The sequence below is a fragment of the Streptomyces narbonensis genome (genome assembly GCF_014649015.1).
In the GTDB taxonomy this organism is placed as follows: domain Bacteria; phylum Actinomycetota; class Actinomycetes; order Streptomycetales; family Streptomycetaceae; genus Streptomyces; species Streptomyces narbonensis.
On the sequence record NZ_BMSF01000002.1, the window covers coordinates 183720 to 207159 of the forward strand.

Annotated in this window: 11 protein-coding genes and 5 pseudogenes; 7 read left to right on the forward strand and 9 right to left on the reverse strand. The window is 66.5% G+C overall.

The window, feature by feature from the left end:
* Positions 1–46: 46 nt before the first annotated feature.
* The 4 genes from IE124_RS35595 to IE124_RS04455 form a co-directional block, all read right to left on the reverse strand.
* Complete coding sequence (locus IE124_RS35595) at positions 47–130, reverse strand: putative leader peptide (RefSeq protein WP_312846743.1); 84 nt, start codon at positions 128–130, stop codon at positions 47–49.
* Positions 131–273: 143 nt separating this feature from the next.
* A complete protein-coding gene (locus tag IE124_RS04445) occupies positions 274–843 on the reverse strand; it encodes a GNAT family N-acetyltransferase (protein WP_189505045.1) in 570 nt (189 codons plus the stop codon).
* 261 nt (positions 844–1104) lie between these two features.
* Entirely contained in the window at positions 1105–2406 is a 1302-nt protein-coding gene (locus IE124_RS04450) for a GAF domain-containing protein (protein WP_189505047.1), read from the reverse strand.
* Positions 2407–2743: 337 nt separating this feature from the next.
* On the reverse strand, positions 2744–4423 hold the full coding sequence (locus tag IE124_RS04455; protein ID WP_189505049.1) for an acyl-CoA dehydrogenase family protein: 1680 nt from the start codon (positions 4421–4423) through the stop codon (positions 2744–2746).
* 17 nt (positions 4424–4440) lie between these two features.
* Here IE124_RS04455 and IE124_RS04460 point away from each other — a divergent pair, with 17 nt between their 5' ends.
* Positions 4441–5565, forward strand: coding sequence for a YihY/virulence factor BrkB family protein (locus IE124_RS04460; RefSeq protein ID WP_150264975.1), 1125 nt, complete (start codon positions 4441–4443; stop codon positions 5563–5565).
* Between the two features lie 32 nt (positions 5566–5597).
* Entirely contained in the window at positions 5598–6389 is a 792-nt protein-coding gene (locus IE124_RS04465; protein WP_229832134.1) for a helix-turn-helix domain-containing protein, read from the forward strand.
* Between the two features lie 66 nt (positions 6390–6455).
* On the opposite strand, the gene IE124_RS04470 is transcribed toward IE124_RS04465, so the two are convergent.
* Positions 6456–6878: a VOC family protein gene (locus IE124_RS04470; RefSeq protein WP_189505051.1), complete on the reverse strand. Its 423-nt coding sequence runs from the start codon at positions 6876–6878 to the stop codon at positions 6456–6458.
* A 350-nt stretch (positions 6879–7228) separates the two neighbouring features.
* Between IE124_RS04470 and rsgA the strand changes: the two are divergent.
* From rsgA to IE124_RS04490, 5 pseudogenes are all read left to right on the forward strand, one after another.
* Positions 7229–7696 (forward strand): annotated as a pseudogene (gene rsgA, locus IE124_RS04475) (GTPase RsgA); the annotation flags it as partial.
* Between the two features lie 403 nt (positions 7697–8099).
* Positions 8100–8377 (forward strand): annotated as a pseudogene (locus IE124_RS34625) (DUF6332 family protein).
* Between the two features lie 9 nt (positions 8378–8386).
* Positions 8387–8611: pseudogene (locus IE124_RS04480) on the forward strand (transposase); the annotation flags it as partial.
* Positions 8612–8780: 169 nt separating this feature from the next.
* Positions 8781–9471, forward strand: a pseudogene (locus IE124_RS04485) (transposase).
* Positions 9472–9478: 7 nt separating this feature from the next.
* A pseudogene (locus tag IE124_RS04490) lies at positions 9479–10114 on the forward strand (IS5 family transposase); the annotation flags it as partial.
* Between the two features lie 76 nt (positions 10115–10190).
* Here IE124_RS04490 and IE124_RS04495 read toward each other — a convergent pair.
* The 4 genes from IE124_RS04495 to IE124_RS04510 all read right to left on the reverse strand — a co-directional run bounded on the left by IE124_RS04495 (position 10191) and on the right by IE124_RS04510 (position 23013).
* Positions 10191–10811, reverse strand: coding sequence for a hypothetical protein (locus IE124_RS04495; protein ID WP_189505054.1), 621 nt, complete (start codon positions 10809–10811; stop codon positions 10191–10193).
* Positions 10812–11678: 867 nt separating this feature from the next.
* Positions 11679–12185, reverse strand: a complete 507-nt coding sequence (locus IE124_RS04500) for an Imm1 family immunity protein (RefSeq protein ID WP_189505056.1) — start codon at positions 12183–12185, stop codon at positions 11679–11681.
* Positions 12182–19168: a polymorphic toxin-type HINT domain-containing protein gene (locus IE124_RS04505; RefSeq protein WP_229832189.1), complete on the reverse strand. Its 6987-nt coding sequence runs from the start codon at positions 19166–19168 to the stop codon at positions 12182–12184. Before IE124_RS04505 ends, IE124_RS04500 begins: the two co-directional genes overlap by 4 nt.
* A 200-nt stretch (positions 19169–19368) precedes the next feature.
* Entirely contained in the window at positions 19369–23013 is a 3645-nt protein-coding gene (locus tag IE124_RS04510; RefSeq protein WP_189505059.1) for a LamG-like jellyroll fold domain-containing protein, read from the reverse strand.
* Positions 23014–23440 lie beyond the last annotated feature (427 nt).

The following is a 23440-nucleotide window of genomic DNA, read 5'->3' on the forward strand; positions in this document are numbered from 1 at the left end:
CGCAGCAGGGTCGGGCAGAGGAGATATCGCGGCGGTGCTGGTGGTCTCAGCGCGCCGGACAGATGGCGCTGGACATGCGGCCGAGGTCGACGTGCCGCCGACTCACCAAGGCAGTTCCAGTTCCAGACATGACGGAAGCGTGTCACGGGACTTTGGACCCAGTCCAGCATCGTCCGTAATTTGGACAGAACTGTCTCGGTCTGCGAGATGGTGTGGTCCAGGTCACGCAAAAGGGGCCCCGAGAGGGCCCCTTCACCGTAGTCGCCGCGCGGGTCAGGCGTGGGCCCCGGGCCACGGGCCGGGGGTCTCCGACTCCTCGACCTCCTCCACCTTCGTGTCGAAGAGCCGGAAGCCGCGCCGCTCGTAGTTGGCCATCGCGTGCGGACCGTCGAGCGAGCAGGTGTGCAGCCAGACACGCTTCGTGGCCTCCCGGTCCGGCCAGCGCTCGGCCAGGTCCCAGGCGCGCCGCACGCCCTCGGTGAGCAGGTGGCCGCCGATCGCGCGCCCCCGGAAGGCGGGGATCAGGCCGAAGTAGACGATCTCCACGACACCGTCGGGCTGCGGGTCGAGCTCCACGTACCCGGCAGGCGTCCCCCGGTCGTACGCCACCCAGATCTCGGCGCCCGGCTTCTCGACGATCTCCTGCCACTGCTTGTACGTGAGTGACAGCCGGTCGTTCCAGCGGATGTCACCACCGACCGCCGTATAGAGGAAGCGGCTGAACTCCGCCGATGGAACCTCGGCCCGGGCGATCGTGACGTCGTCGCCCTCCGGTACCCGGGCGGGCCGGAGATCGGCCGGCGAGGTCTGTTCGAGGGACCAGGTGGTGAGCGTGATGTGCATGGGCCCATCGCATCACGAGCCCCGCGGGGGAGTCGACCGGGGTCGTGCGCCGCGGTCCGGGGCTCGATGGGCGGGGTGTCCAAGGAGTGGGACGGAGGTCCGCGGGCGTACGGCTGCGCGTCCCGTCCGCGAGGGATCCGTCCGTGCGGCGCTCCTTGCCCGGCGTCCATGCGCTGCTACGGATCGGTCGGCGTCCATGCGGCGCTACGCCTCCGTCGCCATCCGTACGGTGCTACGCCTCCGTCGTCGTCCCGTACGGTGCTACGCCTCCGTCGTCGTCCGGGCCGCTCTGACCGCCGGGGCCGTCGAGTGGGGGAGGAGGTCCGCCGGGCGCTCCGGGCGGCGGAGCTCCACCGCCACCTCCTCGCGGAAGCGGTACGGCCGGTGGGCCAGGACGCCCGCCAGGTTCCGGCGGACCCGGGACATCTCCGCGCGCACGGTCACCGTCCTCGTACGGTCGCCGAAGACGTCGTCCGCCAGCTCCGCCGCCGTCCGGCCGTCGCGGTGCAGCGCCAGGACGTAGAGGAGCTCCGCGTGCCGGGGGCTGAGCTCCTGCTGCCAGCTGCCCGCCTCCCCCGAGACGTCCACCGTCCAGCGGCGCGGCCGGCTCAGGTCGAGGACGACCCGGCTCGCCGCGGGCGCGCCGGACTCCACCGGCCGGGGCTCCTCCTCCACCCGCAGCAGCCACCCCCCGGGCAGCGGCTCCACCGCGCACAGGCCCAGCGAGGGCAGCCACACCCGGCCCGCGCGGAACGACTTGGGCAGCGCGATCCGGTCCACCGGCGCGAGACCCGTCACCGCCGCCGTCCAGCCGTGGATGTCGACCGCCACGGCCCGCCCGCCCACCCGGCACAGGATCGGCGCGGCCACCGCCCGCAGGCGCTCGACCGACCCCCGGTGCCGCTCCCGCATCTCGGCCTCGGCGAGCTGGGCGACCGAGGCCACCAGTGCCAGCATCGCCGGATGGAAGCTCGACGCGGGACCGCTCACGTCCAGGATCCCCAGGAGCCGCTGGTCGCGCGGGTCGTGCACGGGCGCGGCGGCGCAGGTCCAGTTGTGCAGCGTGTGCACGTAGTGCTCGGCGGAGTGCACCTGCACGGCCCGGCCCATGGCGAGCGCCGTGCCCACCGCGTTCGTCCCGGTCGCGTGCTCGCTCCAGGCCGCGCCCTCCTCCAGACAGATGCCGTTCGCCTGGCGCAGCACCGCGAGGTTCCCCTGGCGCCACAGCACCCGGCCGTGCTCGTCGGTGACCACCATGATCTGGAGAGAGGTGTCGGCGATGCCCGCGAGGCCGCCGCTCAGCGTCTGCATCACCTCGGCCAGGAGCGTGCTCCTGCGCCGCTGCTCCAGCTCGTCCCGCTGGAGCAGCACGCTGCTCGTGCCCTGGTCGGGGTCGAGCCCCAGCCGGGCCATCCGCTGCCAGGACGCGTCGATCACCGCACGGGGCGCGATCGGCGGCGTACGGCCCGCGAGGACCTCGTCGCGGACCCGGTGCAGCAGGCGGGCGGCCTGAGCGGCGTCCATGGCGGCCAGCCGCTTCATGTCGAGCTGCGTGTTCTTCATCGGTCTCTCCCAGCCACCCGTGGTGCTGTATCGGTTCTGCATAGGGCAGATGTCCGGAGTGTCGCTGCCCATCGTGCCGTTCAGGGCCGCCCGGCGCGGCCCGGTTCGGGTAATCCTGCAACCCTTTGCAACTCTGGCGACCCACCGGCCGCGTGCCCGAGGGTGGAACGAGCGGTGGGTGGTGCCGTGTCGGCGCAGCACCACCCCCGCTCTCCGCGCGTGCCGGCCCTGACGGGCCCACCCCTGGTACGCGCGGCTCGACGTTCCGGCCCGCGCGAGCCGTACGACGCGCACGCGCCGAGGAGACCCGTACGACGCGTGTGGGGCGCAGGGCCTGTCAGACCGTCACCCGCGCCCGCTCCACCACCGCCCGCAGGTCCAGCGTGTGCGGCAGAGTCCCGAAGGTCGACCCCCCGTCCCCGCCGAGCCGCGAGGCGCAGTACGCGTCCGCCACCTCCGGGGGCGCCCACCGCACGAGAAGCGCCCCCTGGAGCACCAGTGCCATCCGCTCCACGAGCCGCCGCGCCCGCGCCTCGATCCCCTCCAGGTCGGCCAGTTCGCCCAGCAGTTCCCGGATCGCCCGGTCGAGCCGGTGATCCGCGCCCCGCGCCGCCCCCACCTCCCGCAGGAACGCGTCGAACGCCCCGGGCGAGGTCCGCAGTGCCCGCAGCACGTCGAGGGCCTGCACGTTTCCGGAGCCCTCCCAGACCGAGTTGAGCGGCGACTCCCGCAACAGCCGCGGCAGCCCCGACTCCTCCACATACCCGTTGCCGCCCAGGCACTCCAGGGCCTCCGCCACCACGGGCGTACACCGCTTCGTCACCCAGTACTTCGCCACCGGCACGGCGATGCGGAGGAAGGCGCGCTCGCGTTCGGCGTGGGGGCTGCCGTCGGTCCCGCCGGTGGCGTCGGCGCTGTCCACCGCGTCGTACGCAGCCGCGAGGCGCACCCCCAGCACCGTCGCCGCCTCCGACTCCAGGGCCAGATCGGCGAGGACGTTCCGCATCAGCGGCTTCTCGATCAGCACCCCGCCGAAGGCCTCCCGATACGCGCAGTGGTGCACGGCCTGCGCCACCGCCTGCCGCATCAGCGCCGCCGAGCCGAGCACACAGTCGAGGCGTGTCGCCGCCACCATGCCGATGACCGCCCGGACCCCGTGTCCCTCCTCGCCGATCCGGCGCGCCCAGGTCGTCCCGTCGAACTCCACCTCGGCGGACGCGTTCGAGCGGTTGCCCAGCTTGTCCTTCAGCCGCTGGATCGCGAACGCGTTGCGCGAGCCGTCGGGCAGGACCCGCGGCAGCAGGAAACAGGTCAGCCCCGCCGGAGCCTGCGCCAGGACCAGGAAGGCGTCCGACATCGGCGCCGAGCAGAACCACTTGTGCCCCGTCAGGACGTACTCCCCGTCGGCCGCCAGCGGACGCGCCTCCGTCGTGTTCGCGCGTACGTCGCTGCCGCCCTGCTTCTCCGTCAGCGCCATCCCCAGCAGCGCCCCCGGCTTCTCGGCGACGGGACCCGGCTCCCGCTCGTACACGTGCGACGTCGCCGCCGGCTCCCACACCTCCGCGAGCTCCGGCTCGGCGCGCAGCGCGGGCACCGACGCGTGCGTCATGGACAGCGGACAGACGTGCCCCGCCTCCGCCTGCGACACCACCAGGAGGCCGGCGGCGCGCCGCACATGTCCACCCGGACGGCCCCACGCGTCCGTGAGCCCCGCCGCCACCGACTTGCCGAGCAGCCGGTGCCAGGACGGATGGAAGTCGACCTCGTCGATCCGGCGGCCGTACCGGTCGTGGGTCCGCAGCCGCGGCGGGTACGTGTTCGCGAGCTCTCCCCACTCCCTGACCTGCTCGGATCCCCACGCCCTGCCCAGCAGGCTCAGCTCGTCGCGGACCTCCGCCAGCAGCTCGGGGGCGATGTGCCGCTCGACCGCCTCCGCCAGCGTCCGATCGCACGTGAAGACGTCGTATCCCACCAGGGGCGGAGCCTGGTTGGTCACGGTGTGGGTGCTCGCTGCCATGCCGATACGGTAAGCAGGTGCAGGCAGCAAGCGAAACACCCGATCGGCCCGAGCGGCGGCCCTGGAGCAGGCTCCACCGAGCGCGCGTCCTCTACCGCAACGTCTCCAAGCGGAAGATGGTCTGGCTCCTTCTCAAGGACACCGTCAACTCGTGCATCGAGTACCGCATCCTCGGCCTCGCCGCCGAGGCCGCGTTCTTCACGCTGCTGTCGCTGCCGCCCCTGCTCCTCGGCCTGATCGCGCTCCTCGGCTACGCCGACGACTGGACCAACACCGACACGGTCGCGAGCATCGAGGAGAACATCCTCCGCGCCGCCGGAACGGTCCTCTCCGACCGGGGCGTACGCGACATCGCCAAGCCCCTCCTCGACGACGTCACCCAGGGAAAACGGCCGGAACTGGTCTCCCTCGGCTTCGCCATCGCCCTCTGGTCCGGCTCGCGCGCGGTGAACGTCTTCATCGACACCATCACCGTCATGTACGGGCTCGACGGCCACCGCGGCATCGTCAAGACCCGGCTCCTGGCCTTCCTGCTCTACATCGTGGCCCTGATCATCGGAGCCGTCGTCCTGCCCCTCGCCGTCGTCGGACCGGACCGCGTCGTCGAACTGGTGCCCTGGGGGACAGAAGTCGTCGCCGTGTTGTACTGGCCGGCCGTCATCCTGCTCTCCGTCGCCTTCCTCACGACGCTCTACCACGTGTCCGTACCCGTCAGATCGCCGTGGATCGAGGACATCCCCGGAGCCCTCGTCGCGCTCGGCATGTGGGTCCTGGGCAGCTTCCTGCTGCGGATCTACCTCACCAGCCAGGTCGAGGGACCGACGATCTACGGTTCCCTCGCCGCGCCCATCGCCGTCCTCCTCTGGATCGGCATCTCCGCCTTCGCGGTCCTCGTCGGCGCCGCCGTGAACGCCGCGATCGACCGGGTCTGGCCCTCCGTCGCCACCGCCGCGGCCCGTGAGGCCAACGAACGCGCCCGCGCCGTCCAGGCCGCCGAGCTGGTCGCCCGCGTCCGCGCGGAGGCGGAGGACGTCGACGAGGACGACCCGGACATGCCCTCCGAGTTCCCCGAGCGCTGGTCCAAGTTCCTGCCCCCGGACGACGTGAAGTCGCGGATCCACTCGGGCTGGGAGAAGGAATGAGGCGGCGCGCCGTCCGGTCGTAGGCTCAAAGGGTGTACGAGGAGCGCCCGGCCCTGCTCGACGGAGCCGTCCTGTGGACGAGGACCCTGACGAGGGTCACCCACTCGGACAGCCCCGACAGCCCCGACAGCCCCGACAGCCCCGACAGCCCCGACAGCCCCGTCGGCCCCGCCCTCCCCGCCCTCCCCGTACGTCCCGCCCTCGTCCTCCCCGACGGGTGCATGGACCTGATCTGGGCCGACGGCCGGCTCCTCGTCGCCGGGCCCGACACGCGGGCGTACGCACCGGGGGAGACCGTCACGCGGTACGCGGGCATCCGCTTCGCCCCCGGAGAGGCGCCCGCGATCCTCGGAGTACCGGCCCATGAACTGCGCGACCGGCGGGTCGCTCTCGGCACGCTCTGGGGCGAGGCCGAGGCGCGACGGCTCGGCGAGCGGATCGCGGAGGCCCCCGACCCGGCCACCGCCCTGGAGGCCCTGGCCCTGCGCACGGCGGCCGGCGCCCCCGCCCCCGACCCGCTGCTGCGGGCCGTCGTCGCCCGCCTGGACGCGGGCCGCCCGGTCGCGGAGACCGCCGAGGCGGTCGGACTCGGCGCGCGGCAGCTGCACCGGCGCTCCCTGGAGGCCTTCGGCTACGGCCCCAAGACACTCGCCCGGATCCTCCGCCTCCAGCGCGCCCTGGCCCTGGTCAGGTCCGGGCTGCCGTACGCCGAGGCCGCCCTCCGCGCGGGCTGCGCCGACCAGGCCCACCTCGCACGCGAGACGAGGGCCCTGGCCGGCACGACGCTGAGCGCCTACGAGGCGTCGGCAGGGGCCTCGGCCTGAGGGGTGGAGCCGTCACGATGCGCCGGCCTGAGGGGTCGAGCCGTCACGATGCGCCGGCCCGAGCCGTCACGGGGCGTCCTTCGGCGCGTCCGCGAACAGGGACACCCCGTTGCCGTCCGGGTCCAGGACCACCGCGTACCGCTGGCCCCAGACGGCGTCCCAGGGCTTCAGGTGTCCGCCGTGGCCCGCGCCCACGAGCTCCTCGTACACCGCGTCGACGTCCTCCGGCGTGGCGCACCGGAAGGCGAGCTCGATCCGGTTCCCGCCCTCGGGCCGCCGCCAGGAAGGGTCGAAGGAGCGCACGGTCTCCTCCGTGTCCCAGGCGATGCGCAGCCCGCCGGGCAGGGCCGCCTCCACGTGCGGGGCGGTCTCCGCACCGGCCGGGAGGTCCAGGCCGAGGCGACGGTAGAAGGCGAGCGAGGCGGCCATGTCCGAGACGACGACGCCGACGAGGTCGAGGCGGGGCGATACGCGAGGTGCTGTGTCCATGCCCCGCACGCTAGAACCTGCGGTGCGGTGCCGTCTTGAACGAAACGGACGCGTGCGCCGGCCGACCGCCCGGGCGCCCGGAAGCCCGGGGAAGTCCGCCGCGAAAAAACCCGTGGCGGGTTCTCGGAGCCCCCCGCTAAGGTGTTTCTCGTACAAGATCGCTTGTACGAGATCGCTCGTGCCGGATCACTTGTACGGGATCGCGAAAAGACACAGGAGGTGTGACCGATGGCTGTCATCTCGAAGGGCCTTGCCCACACGCGGATGTTCGTCCACACCACCTCCGCGGCCACCGGCTGACCTCACTCTCTGTCTTTCAGCGCCGGGGCCGCCCCTGTGAAGGGTCCCCCTTGTCTCTCCGTTCTTCCGTTTCGTCTTCTTCCGCTCCGTCTTCCTCCTCCTCGCTGCTCGACGTCCACGGCTGGGACGCCGGCTGGGCCGAGGCCTTCGCCCCGTACGCGGCTCAGGGACTGCTCCCGGGCCGGGTCGTCCGGGTCGACCGAGGACAGTGCGACGTCGCCACCCCCGAGGGGATCGTGCGCGCCGACACGGCGTTCGTGACCCCGCACGACCCCCTGCGGGTCGTCTGCACCGGCGACTGGGCCGCCGTCGACCCCGAGGGCGTCAGCGACCCCCGCTACGTACGGACGCTGCTGCCGCGCCGTACGGCCTTCGCGCGCTCCACCTCCTCCTCCCGGTCCGAGGGGCAGATCCTCGCGGCCAACGTCGACCACGCGGTCATCACCGTCTCGCTCGCCGTCGAGCTGGACCTCGGCCGGATCGAGCGCTTCCTCGCGCTCGCCTGGGAGAGCGCGAGTAATACGCAACAGTCCTCACCTGCACAGATGTAGTTCGGAGCGGCCAGATCCGTGGGGTATGAGGGTGCCAAGATAAGGAAGACACAGACGATTTTCGACCGCCCGCAGCGGCGCCACCCACGTCAAGGAAGCCCTGAACGCGCGGCTTTGTCCGAAGCCAGACCTGACCCTGCTCGCTTGTGCGCCGATGGCGACGGTCGCTCATGATGGGACCAGCCGGCCGGCAGGCTTTCCGGCTTCGAGGGGTCCCTCGACCTCACCAACTGCAGCCCGTTCACGCTGCTGACTGAATACCAGACGCCAGCTTTTCTGCGCCGACTTGGCCCTGAGAAGCCATCTCAATTGGTTGGCACGTCTCGGTGATGCCTTTCGGTGCGCTTGACCGTGATGTGAGACTTGCGGGATGGACATGGGACGTGAGTCGCGGTGGGAGAAGGACGCCATAACGGTGGAGATCGTTTTCGCTTTGGTGACTGCCGTCTCGCTGGCTGCGGCAGTCATTGCCGTAGCCCTGCTTCCTGCCCTGGCTCTCGGGGTCTCTAGTCCAGGGGAAAGGCCACGCTGACAGGGGGCGCCCTGCTTGGAGCGTCGGCCGGAGTGTGGTGTTTAGTGCGGGTACTGCTCCGCTTCGACACGCAGCGTCGTAAGGGGCGCTGCCTGCGGGTCCCCTTCGGTCGGTAGCCTGCCGACGTGGCAATTGTTGAACGGCTGGTGCCTGACGAGTTGTGGGAGTTGTTCCAGCGGGTGGTGCCGGATGCTCCTGTCCGGCCTCAGGGCGATGGCCGGCGTCGGCACGGCGACCGAGAGGTGCTGGCGGCGATCGTGTTCGTGGCCACGTCGGGCTGCACGTGGCAGCAGCTGCCGACAGCATCCTTCGGCTTGTCAGGGGCGACGGCCCACCGACGGTTCAGTGAGCTTCTTCGAGTTGGTCACCGATCGGGTGATGGGCCGTGACGCGCAACGAGCGAGGCCCCCGGGCTGTTGATCGAGATGTCTGAGGTCTCAATCACGTTGCTCGGGGGCCTCGTCGGTCATCCATCCTGCCGCACTCGACCTGCCGCATGCACTCGTGGAGTGGGTCACCATGCTGATCGTCACTCGTGAGGGCGACCGGCGGTGCAAGCTCCGTCCGTCCAAGCGCGCGATGGTGGTACTGGTGTACCTGCGCGAACACACCACTCTCGCGAAGATCGCCGCCGGGTTCGGGATCAGCGAGTCCACCGCCCACGCCTACACCAGCGCGGTCGTCGACATCCTCGCCGAACGCGCACCGGGCCTGCTGAAGACACTGCGCGAGCATGATCCCGAGTTCGTCTGCTCGACGGGACACTCGCCGAGTGCGACCGGGTCGGCGACGGCCGGGCCGACTACTCCCACAAGCACCGGCGCCACGGCGTGAACGTGCAGGTCGTCACCGATCCCGACGGAGGGTTGCTGTGGCTCTCGCCCGCCCTGCCGGGCCGCACCCACGAACTGACCGCCGCCCGAACCCACCGGATCATCCGGATCTGCGAGCGCCAGGGCGTCCCCATCGTGGCCGATCTCGCCTACCAGGGCGCCGGCCCATGGCTGACCACCGGCATCAAACGCAGACCCCTGCGGGAGCTCACCACCACCGAGAAGACCCGCAACCGGGCCCTGGCCACAGCACGGGCACCCGTTGAACGCGGCGTCGCCCGCCTGAAGTCTGGCGGATCTTCCGCAGATCCCGCTGCAGCCCCAACCGCATGACGTCAATCGCCAAGGCCATCCTCACCCTAGAGCGGCAACGCTGAAGAAGCTCAGTGGTCGAAGGCCCGGGTGTGGGCAAAGCTCCACCGCGTGGTGCTCGACGAGCTCGGTGCCCGCGGAGAGCTGGACTGGTCATGCTGTGCGATCGACTCGGTGAACATGCGGGTCCAGAAAAGGGGGAACTGACAGGTCCGAATCCTGTAGACCGGGGTAAGTACGGGTCGAAGATCCACCTGATCACCGAGCGGACCGGTCTGCCCAATTTCCGTCGGAATTTTCGGTGCCAACCTCCACGACAGTCAGGCCCTGATCCCGCTGGTGAAGGGCATACCCCCGATCCGCTCACGCCGCGGGCGACGCAGACGCAAGCCCGGCAAGCTCCACGCCGACAAGGGCTACGACTACCGCCACCTGCGGCAATGGCTCTCCGGCCGAGGTATCCGACACCGCATCGCCCGTAAAGGGATCGAGTCCTCTCAGCGGCTCGGACGGCACCGGTGGATCATCGAGCGCACCATGGCCTGGCTCGCCGGCTGCCGACGGCTCCACCGACGCTACGAACGCAAAGCTGACCACTTCCTTGCCTTCACCAGCATCGCCTGCACCCTCATCTGCTACCGCAGACTGACCGAATGGGATGACGTCTTAGGATCATCGCGCCGCAGCCTATCCCGTGACGGGAGTTAAAAGAAGGGCCCTTGCCGGCCGCCTGAGGAAAAATCACCGGGCGGCCGTCACGGGCGAGTACGATGGAGTCTAATTCCTACTTCTGTCGAACTCGCCATTCGATACCAGCCAGCGATTTGAGGAAAGCGATTGATTCACTCGAACCGGCACCCACGGTAATCGAGAATGAATCCGGAGCCCACTTGCTAGGCCCCGCATCCGCGATCATTCCGTCTGCGATGTAGAAGGCCCATCCCGCAGTAGGCCACATCGAACCCGCGAATGAAACCTTTCGAAACTTCGAGAGGGCTTCATTTACGGCTTCGGTGGAAGCGTTTGATGACCACTGTACGAATGGAGCATGCTTGACCGCTTCACTAAATGAGTGCCAAAGGAGCATCTCATCCCAGTCCGCATCAAGTCGCCGCCACGGATCGTCATCCTTCGCTTCAAAGATGAAGGATGGCTCGGCCAAGTCGAAAGCCCATGCCCATCCGCCCTGATCCATCAGGAAGATGAACTTTCCTTCTTCTTCCGAAATCTCGGAAGGAGGGATTAGGCGCTTCACTCCCTCGACCGGAATTCCCCACCGAGAGCTGATTTCATACCACTTTTTCAGCCCGGTCGGGATCCAGTCAAACTCAGGGTCGATTCCCTTCGCACTCGATTCGGCTGGACCGAACCACGACGCGAGGAACGAATCCATCTCGATTTCCACCGGACTCAAGGCATCCGCTCCCATGGGTATTAAATCCCACCAATCTCGACTGAGATACGTCTCTCCGTGCGCTTCTCCGTCTTTCCTGTAGTAGACAGTGCGTACGAGTTGGATGGAAGCATATCTGGAAGCGTAGGACGGCCGGCAGACTTCGCAGCTGCGGGCGGTCCCTCGACCTCACCATCTGCAGCAAGTTCACGCTGCTGACCGAATTCCAGACGCCAGCTGCTCTGCGCCACCTTGCACAGATTGCTGAACGCCAACCGCCGGGAGAAGTTGACCCACAGACGGTCCGTACGCTGGTCAAGGCGGCGATGGCGCTCAACCAACAGGTGGCTGAGCTGGACAACCTCATCGAGACCCGGTCGCGGCCATCCGTATTTCGACGTGCTCACCAGCATGCCTGGCCTCCGAGTCACCTCGGCGCCGAATTTCTCGCGGCTCACCGGCTGAGGTATGACTGCCTCTGGAATAGTGTTTAGGATCATGGCGCCGCACCCTATTGCGTGACGGGAGATGCTCAGAAACTTCCTCCGTGATGTAATCACCCGTCGCGGTATCGCTGAAAAATCCCTCCCAGAATCCAGATGGGCGGATGTGGGCGGCTCAGGCGGCCGAGTTCGATACCGAGGTATGGCTCACAGTCCTGGTCGATATTCCTGGAAACCACCCATCATCGAGAAACTCGGATGGTGTTCATAGTGAGAGCCGTACTGGACGCTAGGGGGGCGTGATCGCGAAAGCCCCGTCAGGGCAACCTGACGGGGCTTCAGCTCTTACGCCGGGAATCCGATTCTTGCCGGAGGTCCTCCACTTGGGTGACGCAGGGACTATCGCCTAAGTGCCACGCTAGCGGCGTTAATTAGTCTATGAATGGCGCTCGCCATTCAATTCTCCGTGGACCCACGCTACGCACTCGGGGCGATTGCCTGATTCATTCCGACAGAATTCCTCAAGCGCTGCTCTGATCTGGTTGACAGGGAGGGTGCTTCTCGGGTCGAAGAAATACGGGACCCCAGGATCTGATACCACGCGCGGATCGAAATCTGGAGGATTCGGATTATTGGAGACCCAGATGTGTTCGGAGATCTCGTCCCTCGTGATCCGATCCTGATTTGCAGACCAGACGAGACCGCCGTATCCAGACTCCGAATTTACCGCAACCTGAAGGCAGTTGTCGGGCCACCAGTCGCGCACCGTCTCCGAGTGGCGCCGTTCGGCGAACATGAACGCCGCGGTCTCTCCGGCGCTGATCCATGGCCCGCTACGGTCCTCATGCTGAAGATTCTCCAGGACCTCCGTGATTAGTGCAGATTTCCCGTTCCAATCATCGGCGTACTGGTATCGCCCGTGGATTATTGCGTTAAGGATCATGGCGCCGATCCCTCTCCGTGTATTATCTTCGCAGCCTCCGCGCCAGGATACCAGACTTCCATTGTGTAACCGACGGGAAGGATCTTGGCAACTGCCCCTTGACAGCCGTACATGTCGCCACACACGCCCGCTCTATTGTTCATGACCACAGTGGCTGATTTCGTTCTCCCTTCGCGCATTACCATGGCGTATTGCGCTTCGACGTGCTGCGCTGCCGGGTAATACTTCACCCTTGGGTTGATGGGTGCTCCGTGCTGCCTCAAGTACGCGTCGGTCGCTTGAACCAGAGGACTGTTTCCTCCGGCCTCAATCTCAGCATGCATTTCCTTTGAGTTGCTAAACAGGCGCCCCGTCGTGACGCGCTTGTTCGCGAGTTCGCTCAATATCTGAGCAACATTGAGGCAGGTGTTGTGGACGAGGACTGGGGTCTGGCCGGCCAGCACGTAGTACGTGTGTAGATCGTCAACGGTGAAGTTGTACGTCTTTACGTACTGGATGAAGGAGGTGTTCCCGTTGACGGCGACGGTCTCGCCGTTGTCGGTGAGCAGGGCCATGCCCGGCTTCAGGTCTTTCGCGGCAATCCAGGAGTGCTGTGAAGCTGACCAGAAGGGGTGCTCGGAGGTTGCCGTGAGGGTCTCGGTGCCGTCGGGGGTGGCGATGGAGAGCGTGTTGAGGTGCTTGGTTTCCTCGGTGCGGATCAGTTGAGTGACGGGTCGGGCACCCGTTTCTCCGGTCTCGGGATCCGTTGCCAGGACCTCGTCGCCGACCTCGACGTCCTGGATCTCCTTTGTGCTGCCGTCGCCCATGAGGACTAGCGTTCCGGCGAGGAAGCAGTTGCCGCCGGGCAGCGGCGTTGTCTTGCGAGGCTTTGTTCCGGCCCCGCCGCCAGCGCGGCCGTGGGCGATCATTTCTCCGACGAAGCCGGGTACTTGGTACCAGTCTGACGTCGAGTCCACACCCTGCTCAAGGACCCATTGGTCGAAGGTGGCTCCGTAGTCGCAGCCAGGGGCGCCAGCTCCGCCGTTCCAGCAGTCGGAATCACCTATCCAGCCAAAGAGCGATGATGTGTGTGCGCCGATGCTGATTACGCCCCAGAAAGCTTCGCTGACTGGGTTCGACCAGGAGAGGTCGTGACTTTCAGGGGCACCACTTGACCCTGCGTTGCCACCGCCACCGCCACCGCTGGAGCTAGCCGTTCCAGTTGGGGCGGTGGTCCGGCCGAAGTGAGTTCCGCCGTGGGTGGGGTTGCCACTTCCGTTTCCGTTTCCCGCGCCGCCCTTTCCGGCATCTACACCGTCGCTACTGCTGCAAACGTATATGTAGCAATAGTCACGGTTCGGGTTCGAAGGGACATCATCCGTACGAAGGCCGGTGGGATCAGCAGTGGTGGTGGGGTGTTGGTTGGCGTAGCTGTAGCCGTTGAGGGATTGGTGTTGGTCGGTCGAGAGGAGAGGATCGACGCTGATGAACTGGCCGATTTTCGGGTCGTACTGACGGGCGCCGATGTGTGTAAGGCCCGTGGATGCGTCGGTGGTCTTGTTGAGGAAGCCCTTGTCGGTGGGCCAGGTGCCGACCGCGCCGCCGCGTTTCGCCCCGAATGGCGTCATGTAGCGCTTGGTGGGCTTCTGTGTAGCGTCTGAGGTGACGGCAAGGCTTTGGGTGCCGTGGTGGTCGCCTGCGAGGAACTGGAGCTGGGTCGTTCCGGTCTCGTTCGTGCGGACGGCGATCGGGGTGCCGTTGGCGGTGTAGCTGCGTTGGGCCCAGGTGGTGCCGTTGTCGCGGCGGTGGAGTTCTGTTGCGCCGGTGTACAGGACGCGTTCGCCGGCCTTGGTGTTGCGGATCAGCAGAATGCCGTCGGCGTCGTACACGTAGTCAGTTGACTTGGTGCTTTCGGCGAGTGTCGCGAGCTGACCTTCGGGCGACCAGGTCAGGTTCTGCTGCGCGGTGTCGCCGGGGCGCTTCGTGGTGTTGCCCGTGGCGTCGTAGCCGTAGACCTTGTCCTTGGTGGGGTCTGCGGCGGTGCCGCATGTGGTGCGCGGGGTGGTGTACCGCAGTGCGTGCGGCTGCTTGGCCGGGTCGTAGCAGTACGTCGTAGTGGTGCTGCCTGTGGAGAGGTGCTGCGTCTCCGTCTTGCGCTGGCCGGCTGTGTTGTAGGTGTACGACGTCCAGTACGGCGCCGGCCCGCTGAGAGCGCTGGCGTTGCGCGCGTCACCGCAATTCTGGGAGGTCGGGGTCCAGGCTTCGGTGAGGCGGCTGTGGCCGTCGTAGGCGAAGCACTGGGTTTCGGCCTTGGTGGTGCCGCCGAGGATCGTGGGGTCGGCGATCGAGGTGACGTTGCCGGCCTGGTCGTAGGTGTAGGTGAGGTGCTGCAGCATGTACGGGTGGGTCTGGTCCGTGACATGGCTGAGGGTCAGGCGGTCGGTTCCTTCTTCGAAACGGTTGGTGATGTAGACATTGCGGTCACCTGTGCCGCCCTTGCCGAGGGTGAGCTGCAGGACCTGGCCGGTCTCGGAGTAGTCGGCCTGCTGCAGGTAGCCATTGAGGCCCTTCACGGACGTGAGCTGGCCCAGAGAGCCGTAGCCGTACCCGATGACCTCGCTCGGCAAGCCGCCCAGAGCAGGCTCGCTGGTGCTGCCCACGGTTCCGTCGTTGCGGTACGTGGACTGATACGTGACCTTCCCGCCCGGCACGGACGGGCTGATCGGGTCCGTGGCGGGGAGGGCCAGCTCGGTCGTTGCTGGCCGGCCGAGGACGTCGTACGCCGTAACCGACTTGGTGTATACCTTCCCGGTCTTGCCTCCGACGTAGCGGGTGGAGGTGGCGGGAAGACCCTTGAGAGGGGTGTCGTAGGTGCGGCTCGTCAGGAGCGTGGCTTCCGATGCCGTGCCCGACCAGGTGTTCGTCGGACGGCCGAGAGCGTCGTATCCGGTCACGACCGTGGAGCTTCCGGTAGTCACCTTCACCGGCCGGTCAAGGCCGTCGTACTCGGTACGAGTCGTACCCTTGTCAGGGTCCTCCGTGGTCTTCTGGCGGCCGTACTGGTCGTAGACGTACTTCCACACGGCGCCGTCCGGCCCCGAGATCTTCGACTGCTTGCCGTCACGGGTGTACTCGAACTTCGTCGACGTGTACGAGTTTCCGAGGCTTGCCCCGTACTGCAAGTCTGCCGGGCTCGGACCCGCGTACGCACGAGTCTCGACCGTCCGGCCGAGGGCGTCGGTGATCGTACGGGCCGCGGAGCCACCGTTGAGAGCAGTGGTGGCGGTGGAGTCTCCGGTGTAGCTGGTGTTGGTGGTCCACGTGAGCGTGCCCTTGACGTACAGGGCGTTGGATGTGGGCCGTCCTGCTCCGTCGAAGACCGTCTCGGTCTGCTTCGGTGCTCCTCCGTACAGCGCCCGCGCGTACTTCGAACCCGGTGCGCTCGTGTCGAAGACGTCGGAGTAGGTGGCGTACGCCATCCCGAGGGTGTTGTAGCGGGTGTCCGTCAGCAGGCGCCCACCCTGAGGGGTCGGGGACTGTGTCTGAAGCGGTCGCAGCAGCGAGTCGTAGATCGCGTAACTCGTGTTGTACGTTTCGCCGTCGGCCTTGAGATTTGCTGTCGAGACCCAGGACTCGACGGTGTTATTGAGCGAGTACCTGTACTGGATGTTGGGCACCTGCGTGCTGCGGTTGCGGTTCGGCAACCACACGTCGGTCAGGCGGCCCATCGCGTCGTACGCGAGCTCGGTCTTCTTCAGGTTCGCGTCGTAGGTCCGCTGGGCGAGACCGCGACGCGGGTCGAGGTAGCTGGTGACCTTGTGCGTCAGCGGATTGGTGACGATCGTTCGCGTCAGCGGACCTGAGTCCACGGGTGAGTACGCCGTGGTCATGGTGCTTCCCTGGGCGTCGGTGACCGTAGTGGGCCGGCCGAGGTCGTCGTAGGCGGTGACGCTGGTCTTCTGCCACGTCACAGCTCCGCCGGTGCCGTATGCGGAAGCGCGTCCGGTCCAGGTGGGAAGACCCTTGACAGGCTTCATCGTCGTGGACCAGGCGATGTCGTCGTAGGAGATCGCCGTGTCGGCCATGACGTTGGCACGTGTGCCATCGGCCGCGGCGAGCTGGAGATCGGCTTCCGCGTACCCGCAGTTGAGGCCCACGGTGCGCACGCGCGAGACGAGGTTGGTCAACCCCGCGTCGACATTGCGGGCGTACCAGGTCTCGGTGCAGACTTCGTCGCCCGACTTGTCCTCGTCACCCAGGTCCACCGCCTCGGTGGGCATTCCGTAGCCGTCGAACGAGAGGGTCGACGTGGCACGTGAGCGCCAGGAGTCGGAAGCGGTGAGGTAGGTGTAGGAGGTCGTGCGCTGCGTGCGGACGAAGCGCGAGACGTGGTCGTCGGCGTCGGGAACAGCGGATTGGCGCGCTGTCTCGCGTGACCAGGGAAGGTTGACGGTCGCGGCGATCGGAGTCACACCGTTGTAGGTGACCTGCTCGCGCAGTGTTCCCGCGTGCTGATTGGTGTCCGGGAGCGAGGCCACTCCGATTGCGGGCTGAGTGAGCGCGGCGATCGTCACGGACTTGGTCGTGCCGTTGCTGTTCTTGTCCCCGTTCATGCCTTGCATGTAGAGCGACACGGTCTTGGTCCGGTTGACTCCGGGCCTGACAGCACCCTTGTAGACCGTGACCTCACGGTAGCCGCGCCAGTCGGACCAGGTCCGTTCGTCCTTCGGCGTGAACGGGTCGTCGTTGTAGTGCCAGGCGGCGCCGCTGTAGACGTACTCGTTCTCGACAGGGTCGTTCCAGCCTGCCAGGTCGGACTGGAGAACACCGATCACACGGTACTTGTGGAACCAGTCGACCGACGCTATAGAGCTGCCATTGATGTTCCAGTACTGGGGATAACAGCTACGGGTGTTGGTGTCCTCGGGGGCGGTGAGAACCTGGCTGCGCACGCACTCCGCGGGGGACATCTCCACGGTGGTGATGCCGCCGGTCTCGGAGACGATTGTGCGGATGCGGGGACGGGTCAGAGCCAGGATGTGGTCCTGGTCGTCATCCACGCGGTTCGGGCGCTTGTCGTACGTGAAGACCACCGGGTTCGTCTTGATGGCGGTCGTCCCGGCCTTTGCCGTCCGTGTGATCGACTTCAGTGTGAGGACGTGGTCGGAGGTGTCACCGATGTCGCCACCGTCTTGGTACTCCTGGACCAGGTCCCAACTGTCGACCGCGTCGTAGGTACCTGTGGACGCGTTCCACGAGGAGGTGTCAATGCCGGTCAGCCGCTTGCGGGTGAAGAACGAGGGCGATTGGGGCAGACACTCGGTGGAGCCACTGGCGCAGATGGCGTCGAAGGGCACGTCCGGCCAGGTCTCGGCCGTCTCCTTCGTCAGCGACGAGCATGCTCCCTCCGTGCAGCGCTCGGCGTAGCCGAAGGCGACCTTGGCGTCTGCGTCGTCCGTGAACAGGGCGCCCTTACGAAGTCCGTACTTGATCTCCTTCAGATAGCCGCCGCGCACGTACTCGGCATCGGCCTTCGCGGCCTTGTTCTTCCTGTAGTAGTTCTTCTCTGGTGTGTACCAGTAGGTAGTGGCATTGTCGTGGGGGTCCTCGACATAGTCGAGGTTCCAGCGCCAGGCCTGTGTCACCGATCGCTCGGCGAACGCGGGACCCGCGTCGTGGCCGGGCTCACCGGCGTCGTCGCCGAATACGGGAGTGGTCCACGTCGAGTTGGTGCGCTCGGTGGTGGCGCCGTCGAGCTTGTTGCGGCCGAAGACGTACTTCGTTCCGTCGCCGGTGATGACAGTCCAGTACTCACCGTTGTCGTCGTTGTTATCGGCGCCGATGGAACGGGTCACCTTCGACGCGTCGTCGTTCTCCAGCTTCCACTCGCTGGTGGCGGCAGTCGCGTTCGTTGCGTCAGCCTTCACCAGGCGGGACGATTTGCCGTTCAGCACGATCCGTGCGTTGTCGTACTTCCAGCAGCGGTCGAACACGTCAGTGTGTCCGTCCTTGTCGCAGCTGCCGTAGGAGCGTTCGATGTAAGACTCGGTGAGGGAGAATCCTTCGCCGATGGAGGTTCCCTGATTGTTTGTGGTCGCAGTGCGCCCATCGATGCTGCCTGAGTCATAGCCCAGGCTCAGGGATGGGGTCGGGCCCGCAGCCGCAGGCGGGAGAGCGAAGCCGTACGACCAGGTGAACGAGCCGGAGCTGCCTCCGGCGGACCATGAGGACGAGGCTGAAAGCGGCGTCGCGCTGTAGTCACCGGTGCCGTTCGGCGATGCGCCATCGGCGCCGGCCGCAGTCAAAGCCATGACTGTCGCGCCAGAGGCCGAAGACCCGAGCTGGGCGTTGATGCCCTCCCCATCGGTGCTCTCGGCGAGAGCGACACGGGAGGTGACCGTCTGGTTCTTGGGATCATTGTGCGAGGGAAGAGGTGCCTGGGTCCGACACTCGGCCTTCTGCGGTGTGCTCAGAGAGCACGCCGGGAGTTGCACGAGCCGGAGTCGGCCGGCCCAGCCACCTCCGATGGCGGATGCGAAACCGCCGTAGTCGATACTGACCTCGGCCCCGCCGGCCCGTTCGGCTTCGGCGGTCAGCACAACGCCGAATATCCCGAGCTGGTCTGCCGCCTTCTGGTCCAGCACCGTGATCGTCGCGTTGTCGTTCGCCCGGAGAGTGTTCTTGCCGCCGGAGGGAGCGAGGGTGACGGGTAGGCCGCCGGGTGCCGCCTTGATGCGTCCGGCCGCTAGCGCGACATCGGCATTGCCGGCTTTGGGCCAGCTCAGTCGAAGCTGCTCAGCCCGGGCGCGCAGCACCTGGGCTGTGTTTTTCTGTAGTTCCTTCGCAACCTGTTCCCGGGCCCGTTTGGCGCCCGGACCGGGGCCCTCATGGATCCTGCCGACCCGAGGCTTGGGCACGTCCGGCCGGCCCAGGCCGCCCGTAGCTTCGGCAGCTACAGGGCTGAGGCCGATCGGCACCGACAGCGACAGCGCCAGCGGCACGATGACGAGCGCTCTGCGGCGGCTGCGCCGTTGTCTTCCCTCTCGGGAGGTTGTCCTGCCTATTTTGGGTTTCACGAATACTCTCCCCCACCCCTTCGAACTGCGGATTGACAGAGACCTCGGGCTCCTTGCCCTGGTCTTGAAGAGCAGAAGTGGGTGGCACCAGGCACCTGGTGCCACCCACTTCTTGCATGGCTACACCGTCAGGAACCGGTCAGCGCCTCGATCTGAGTCTCGTTATGCACAGCTCCCGACCACACCCGCAGGTCGGATACGCGAGTTGCGAGGAAGTACTTCCAGGTCGTCCCAGACGACAGTCCCTTGGCGATCGCAAGTTCCCCGCTGCCGAGTTTGGCTGTGAATGTCTTCGGAACAGCGTTGAGCTCCGTCCCGACGCGGAGTGAGATCGTTTCGTCCTGAGCGTCGTAGACTCCGGTCAAGCGGACAGGCGTACCCAATTCGGACTCCTTATCAGAGCGGACCGAAGAGAAGGTTTTGCCATCCGTATTAAGTCGTCCGAAGTGCCAGTAGCCCACTGGTACTTCCTTTTCGACGAGGTCCTTCGTGCCATCCGGGAGCGTGATCTCGACAAGGTCCAATTTGGTATCGGCGGCTTCATACCACAGACCCCAGGCCGAGCCGTCCGCGGTGCGCTGCCCGAGGACCTGGCCGACATAGCCAACGCTCTTCTCGTTGATCTTGGCCTTGTCCAGAGCCACCTGAGTCGTCACTGTGAAGGACCCCGTGTCATCGACCAACGGGCCCTTGTACGTGGCAGCGTCGTCGACACCGTCGAAGACGAGGTTCTCGCCATCTGTCGCGGCGCCGCCGGCCAGCGTCAGCGCCTTGCCGTACCCGGATGACTTGTCGGCGACAGTCGCTGCGGAGGCTCCGCCAGGGGACCAGTCGGCCACAAGCTCGGCTGCATTGAATCCTCCCGGAAGGAGGGCTCTTGCTTCGTCCAGGATGTCCGTGGCGTCCACCTTGCTCTGCCACACGGTGACCTCGTCGATCGAACCCTTCCAGTGGTCGTAGTACGCCCCACGCCACCAGACACGCCCGATCTGGAACTTGCCCGTGGACGCCCACGACGGGGCCACCTGGTCCGTTCCCTGATGCTCGCCGTTGACGTACAGGCTGATCTCTGTGTTGGTAGCGTCGTAGACGGCCGCGAGGTGAGTCCAGACACCGAGCGTGGCTGGCTGCTTGGACTGCACGAACTGGTTCGTGATGTCGCCTTCGGTGGTGTCCTTCGGAGAGGTGCGTATCTCCCATTTTTTCGACTCCGAGCGATACCCGAGGTAGAAGGCGCTGTACCAACCGCCGGTCATCGTGCCGTCTTGTCCCAGCGCGGTTTGATTCTGGCTACCGTCTTCCAATCTGACCCACGCAGCAATGGTGTAGGAGGAGCCGGTCGTTACCACGGGGCCGGCGGTGGAGGCGTAGCCGGTGGTGCCGCCGAGGGAGAGACCCCTGTCCACCACCTGCGGATCCAGCAGCGCCCCGTCCTTGTCGTGGGTGATCACTCCCCGACGACCGCGATTGTCTCGAGTCGCGGCCCCGTACAGGGTCGCGGAGGAAGAACCCCCGTCCGGTGCGCTGTCGAGTGCCGCGCCGGATGTCTCGGTGAACTGCCATCGGCCGACAGGATCAGCTCCCTTGGCCACTCTGAAGTCGAGTGCTGTCGTGGCACCCCACCGCCCCTGCGGGTCTTTGGCTCGGACGAACAGCGTGTACGTACCGGCTGTGGGAGGCTTGATCGTTGCCGTCACATTTGAACCGGACAGTTCAACCCAGGAACCGTTGGAGATCCGGTAGCGGTACGACACGACGGTGTCGCCACTGGCGGGCTTGAAGGAAACCGTCCCAGGTACGCCGGGGGCTCCGTAGAGAGGGCAGTTGTTGGGGTCGGAGCATGCCTTGTAAGGGCTTCCGAACGTAACGATGGGTGCCTTCGGCGCCGTCGCGTCGACCATGAAGTAGCACCACGGCGCATACCCCGAGGAAGATGCATAGGCATTGGTGTCCTTGAACACCTGCGTGGCGGCCGAGTATCGGTAGAGGCGCCCCTCGACCAGCTTCGTGGGCCACGTTGCCGTGGTCTTCCAGTTGTCCGGGATAGTGCTGGTACTCGGACTTGCCATACCGCCGCCGGTCCAGACGCCGTCAGAAACCCAATAACCAACGTGCATCCACGCCCTCAGTTTGGCCTGAGACTCGCCTCCAGCAGCGGTTTGCGGGGTTGCGGTAAAGGTGGGCTGCGGAGAGTCCAATATTGTCGGGTCCGAGCCATTGGTGTCGCATATCCGGCTGCTACCGCTCACGATGCCGACGTTGGTCGGCGTTGCAGGCTTGGCGACGTACAGCACGCGCAGGACTGCGTCATTCCTGAAGCGCTTCCACGCCGAGGTATCAGTCTCATTCCCAGCCCGGAGCTCCAACGTCAGCCGCGCAAACTTGCCGGCTGCGAATGCCTGCACAGTTGGCGTGAGGTTCTCGTTCGGCTCCTGCGGATTGTCGTTGAACTCGATCGGAGCATCAGGAGAGTCCGGATCACACAGCGATCCACGTCCGGCGGAAACCCACAGGTCGGCCATCCAGTCGAGCTCGGCGGGCCGGGACGCCCAGGTTGTGGACGAGGAGATGTTGTTCGTCCGGACCAGGTCAACCTGTCGGGGATCGCACTGGAAGGACCACGGCTCGGTGACCGCGAACGTGGCGTCGAGTACCTGCTTGCCCTTGAGGTTGTCAGGAGCGAACTCGAAGTACAGGCGCTGGACGTAGCCGGGGCCGCAGTAGTAGCCACTCCAGGAGCCGCACTCACCAACGCCCTGACCGCGGTTGTCGTCGCCGTTGCCCCACCCGTAGGACTCGTAGCCGTCGCTGCGCAGCTGCGTCCGCTCCGACTCACCCCATGTCACCGTCGGGTCGATGAACACCGGGTAGTCCTCGGATGCGGTACTGCTGAGCATCGAGGCGTCCGGAACAACGGTGAGCGCATCTGCCGTGACGTCGACATCCATGCGGGCGACGTTGTCACCCTGCCCCGGCTGGAGACCGCTACCGGAAGGAGCCTGCTCAGACGGGTCGGCAGGACCCGACGGCGCGTCGTCCGCCGATATGGCAGTCAGCCGCGCCATCTGTGGTGCCAAGCCAGGTGCGCCCTCAATTAGTCCGGCCGAGTCCCACATTCGGGCCGGCGGAGCACGGAAGACTGTGGTTCCGCTGCCGTCGACTGCGGCAAGACTCCCGCTGGCGCCTTCGAGAACCGTCAGGTCATGTGCCTTCAGGCCGAAGGTGAGCTCCTTGAGTGCCGGGTTCGCGGCTGCTGACGGCGTCTTGACCACCAGTACTTGCTGGAAGCTCTCAACTGTGGCGGTCAGCTTGAGGTCGACGTCAGGCAGTACATCGCGGTAGACCGCGTTCGCTCCGTCGACTTCAGGAACTGGCAACTTGCCTGGCCAGTCAAGCAGAAGCGAACGGCCGCGATCGGCGATCTCGACCAGCGGGGCAGCGTCGCCGCCCCCAGAGAACGACATTGCGGCCGACGCGGCTTTGGGGCCGATTGACCCGTCCTCACGCCGCTCCAGCGTTGCGTCGGGCTCCTGCCAGCCACCACCGGGTTTCGCCACGCGCACCGGCACCGTGTGCTGCTCCAGCGTGAAAGTGAACCCGTCGGGGTTCGCGAACACACTGGCTCGCTCGGAGCGCTTGCTCTCGACCTCGACACGCTGGCCGGATTCCTTCGCCGTCTCCAGTGCGAGGTCCGCCTCGCCAAGGACAGGCGCATCAACGGTCGGCACGGCTGCCAGTGCTGCCTGAGACGGAACCACCAACCCCATGGCCATAGCAGATAGGGCGACTCCCGTGCTCCAGGCACGTTGATACGCCCGACGTCTCTTCACAATCCCCACCCCTGCTTAACGCAACGCTCACAGTAGGTGGGTCACCCAACGGCATGACTTGACATCAGATCAAGGCGCATTCAGCGAATATGGCAGGTTGAGCGAGGAAGCGTAGTAGCCCGGCACACCCGGATCAGGTCGAACCCGTACACCACTTCTCTGCACGAACATGCAGCTGAGAGTGATCTCCTCGGAGCGCAGCCCAGGCTCGTGTGGACCTCACCTTGTGCGGGCCGGGAGCCGAGGTTGAGGGCGGTGACGGTGAGCGCGCACCGTGCGGTCTCGTGTCGGCCGTGCCCTTTCTGGCGGTCGTGGCGACGCATGGTCACCTCCGGCCAGAGCGGGACATCGACCGGCGAGTGACGCCGTC

Coding starts and splice junctions, on each gene's coding strand:
- IE124_RS35595 (WP_312846743.1), bottom strand. CDS start 130: ATGTCTGGAACTGGAACTGCCTTGGTGAGTCGGCGGCACGTCGACCTC.
- IE124_RS04445 (WP_189505045.1), bottom strand. CDS start 843: ATGCACATCACGCTCACCACCTGGTCCCTCGAACAGACCTCGCCGGCC.
- IE124_RS04450 (WP_189505047.1), bottom strand. CDS start 2,406: ATGAAGAACACGCAGCTCGACATGAAGCGGCTGGCCGCCATGGACGCC.
- IE124_RS04455 (WP_189505049.1), bottom strand. CDS start 4,423: ATGGCAGCGAGCACCCACACCGTGACCAACCAGGCTCCGCCCCTGGTG.
- IE124_RS04470 (WP_189505051.1), bottom strand. CDS start 6,878: ATGGACACAGCACCTCGCGTATCGCCCCGCCTCGACCTCGTCGGCGTC.
- IE124_RS04500 (WP_189505056.1), bottom strand. CDS start 12,185: ATGATCCTTAACGCAATAATCCACGGGCGATACCAGTACGCCGATGAT.
- IE124_RS04510 (WP_189505059.1), bottom strand. CDS start 23,013: ATGGCCATGGGGTTGGTGGTTCCGTCTCAGGCAGCACTGGCAGCCGTG.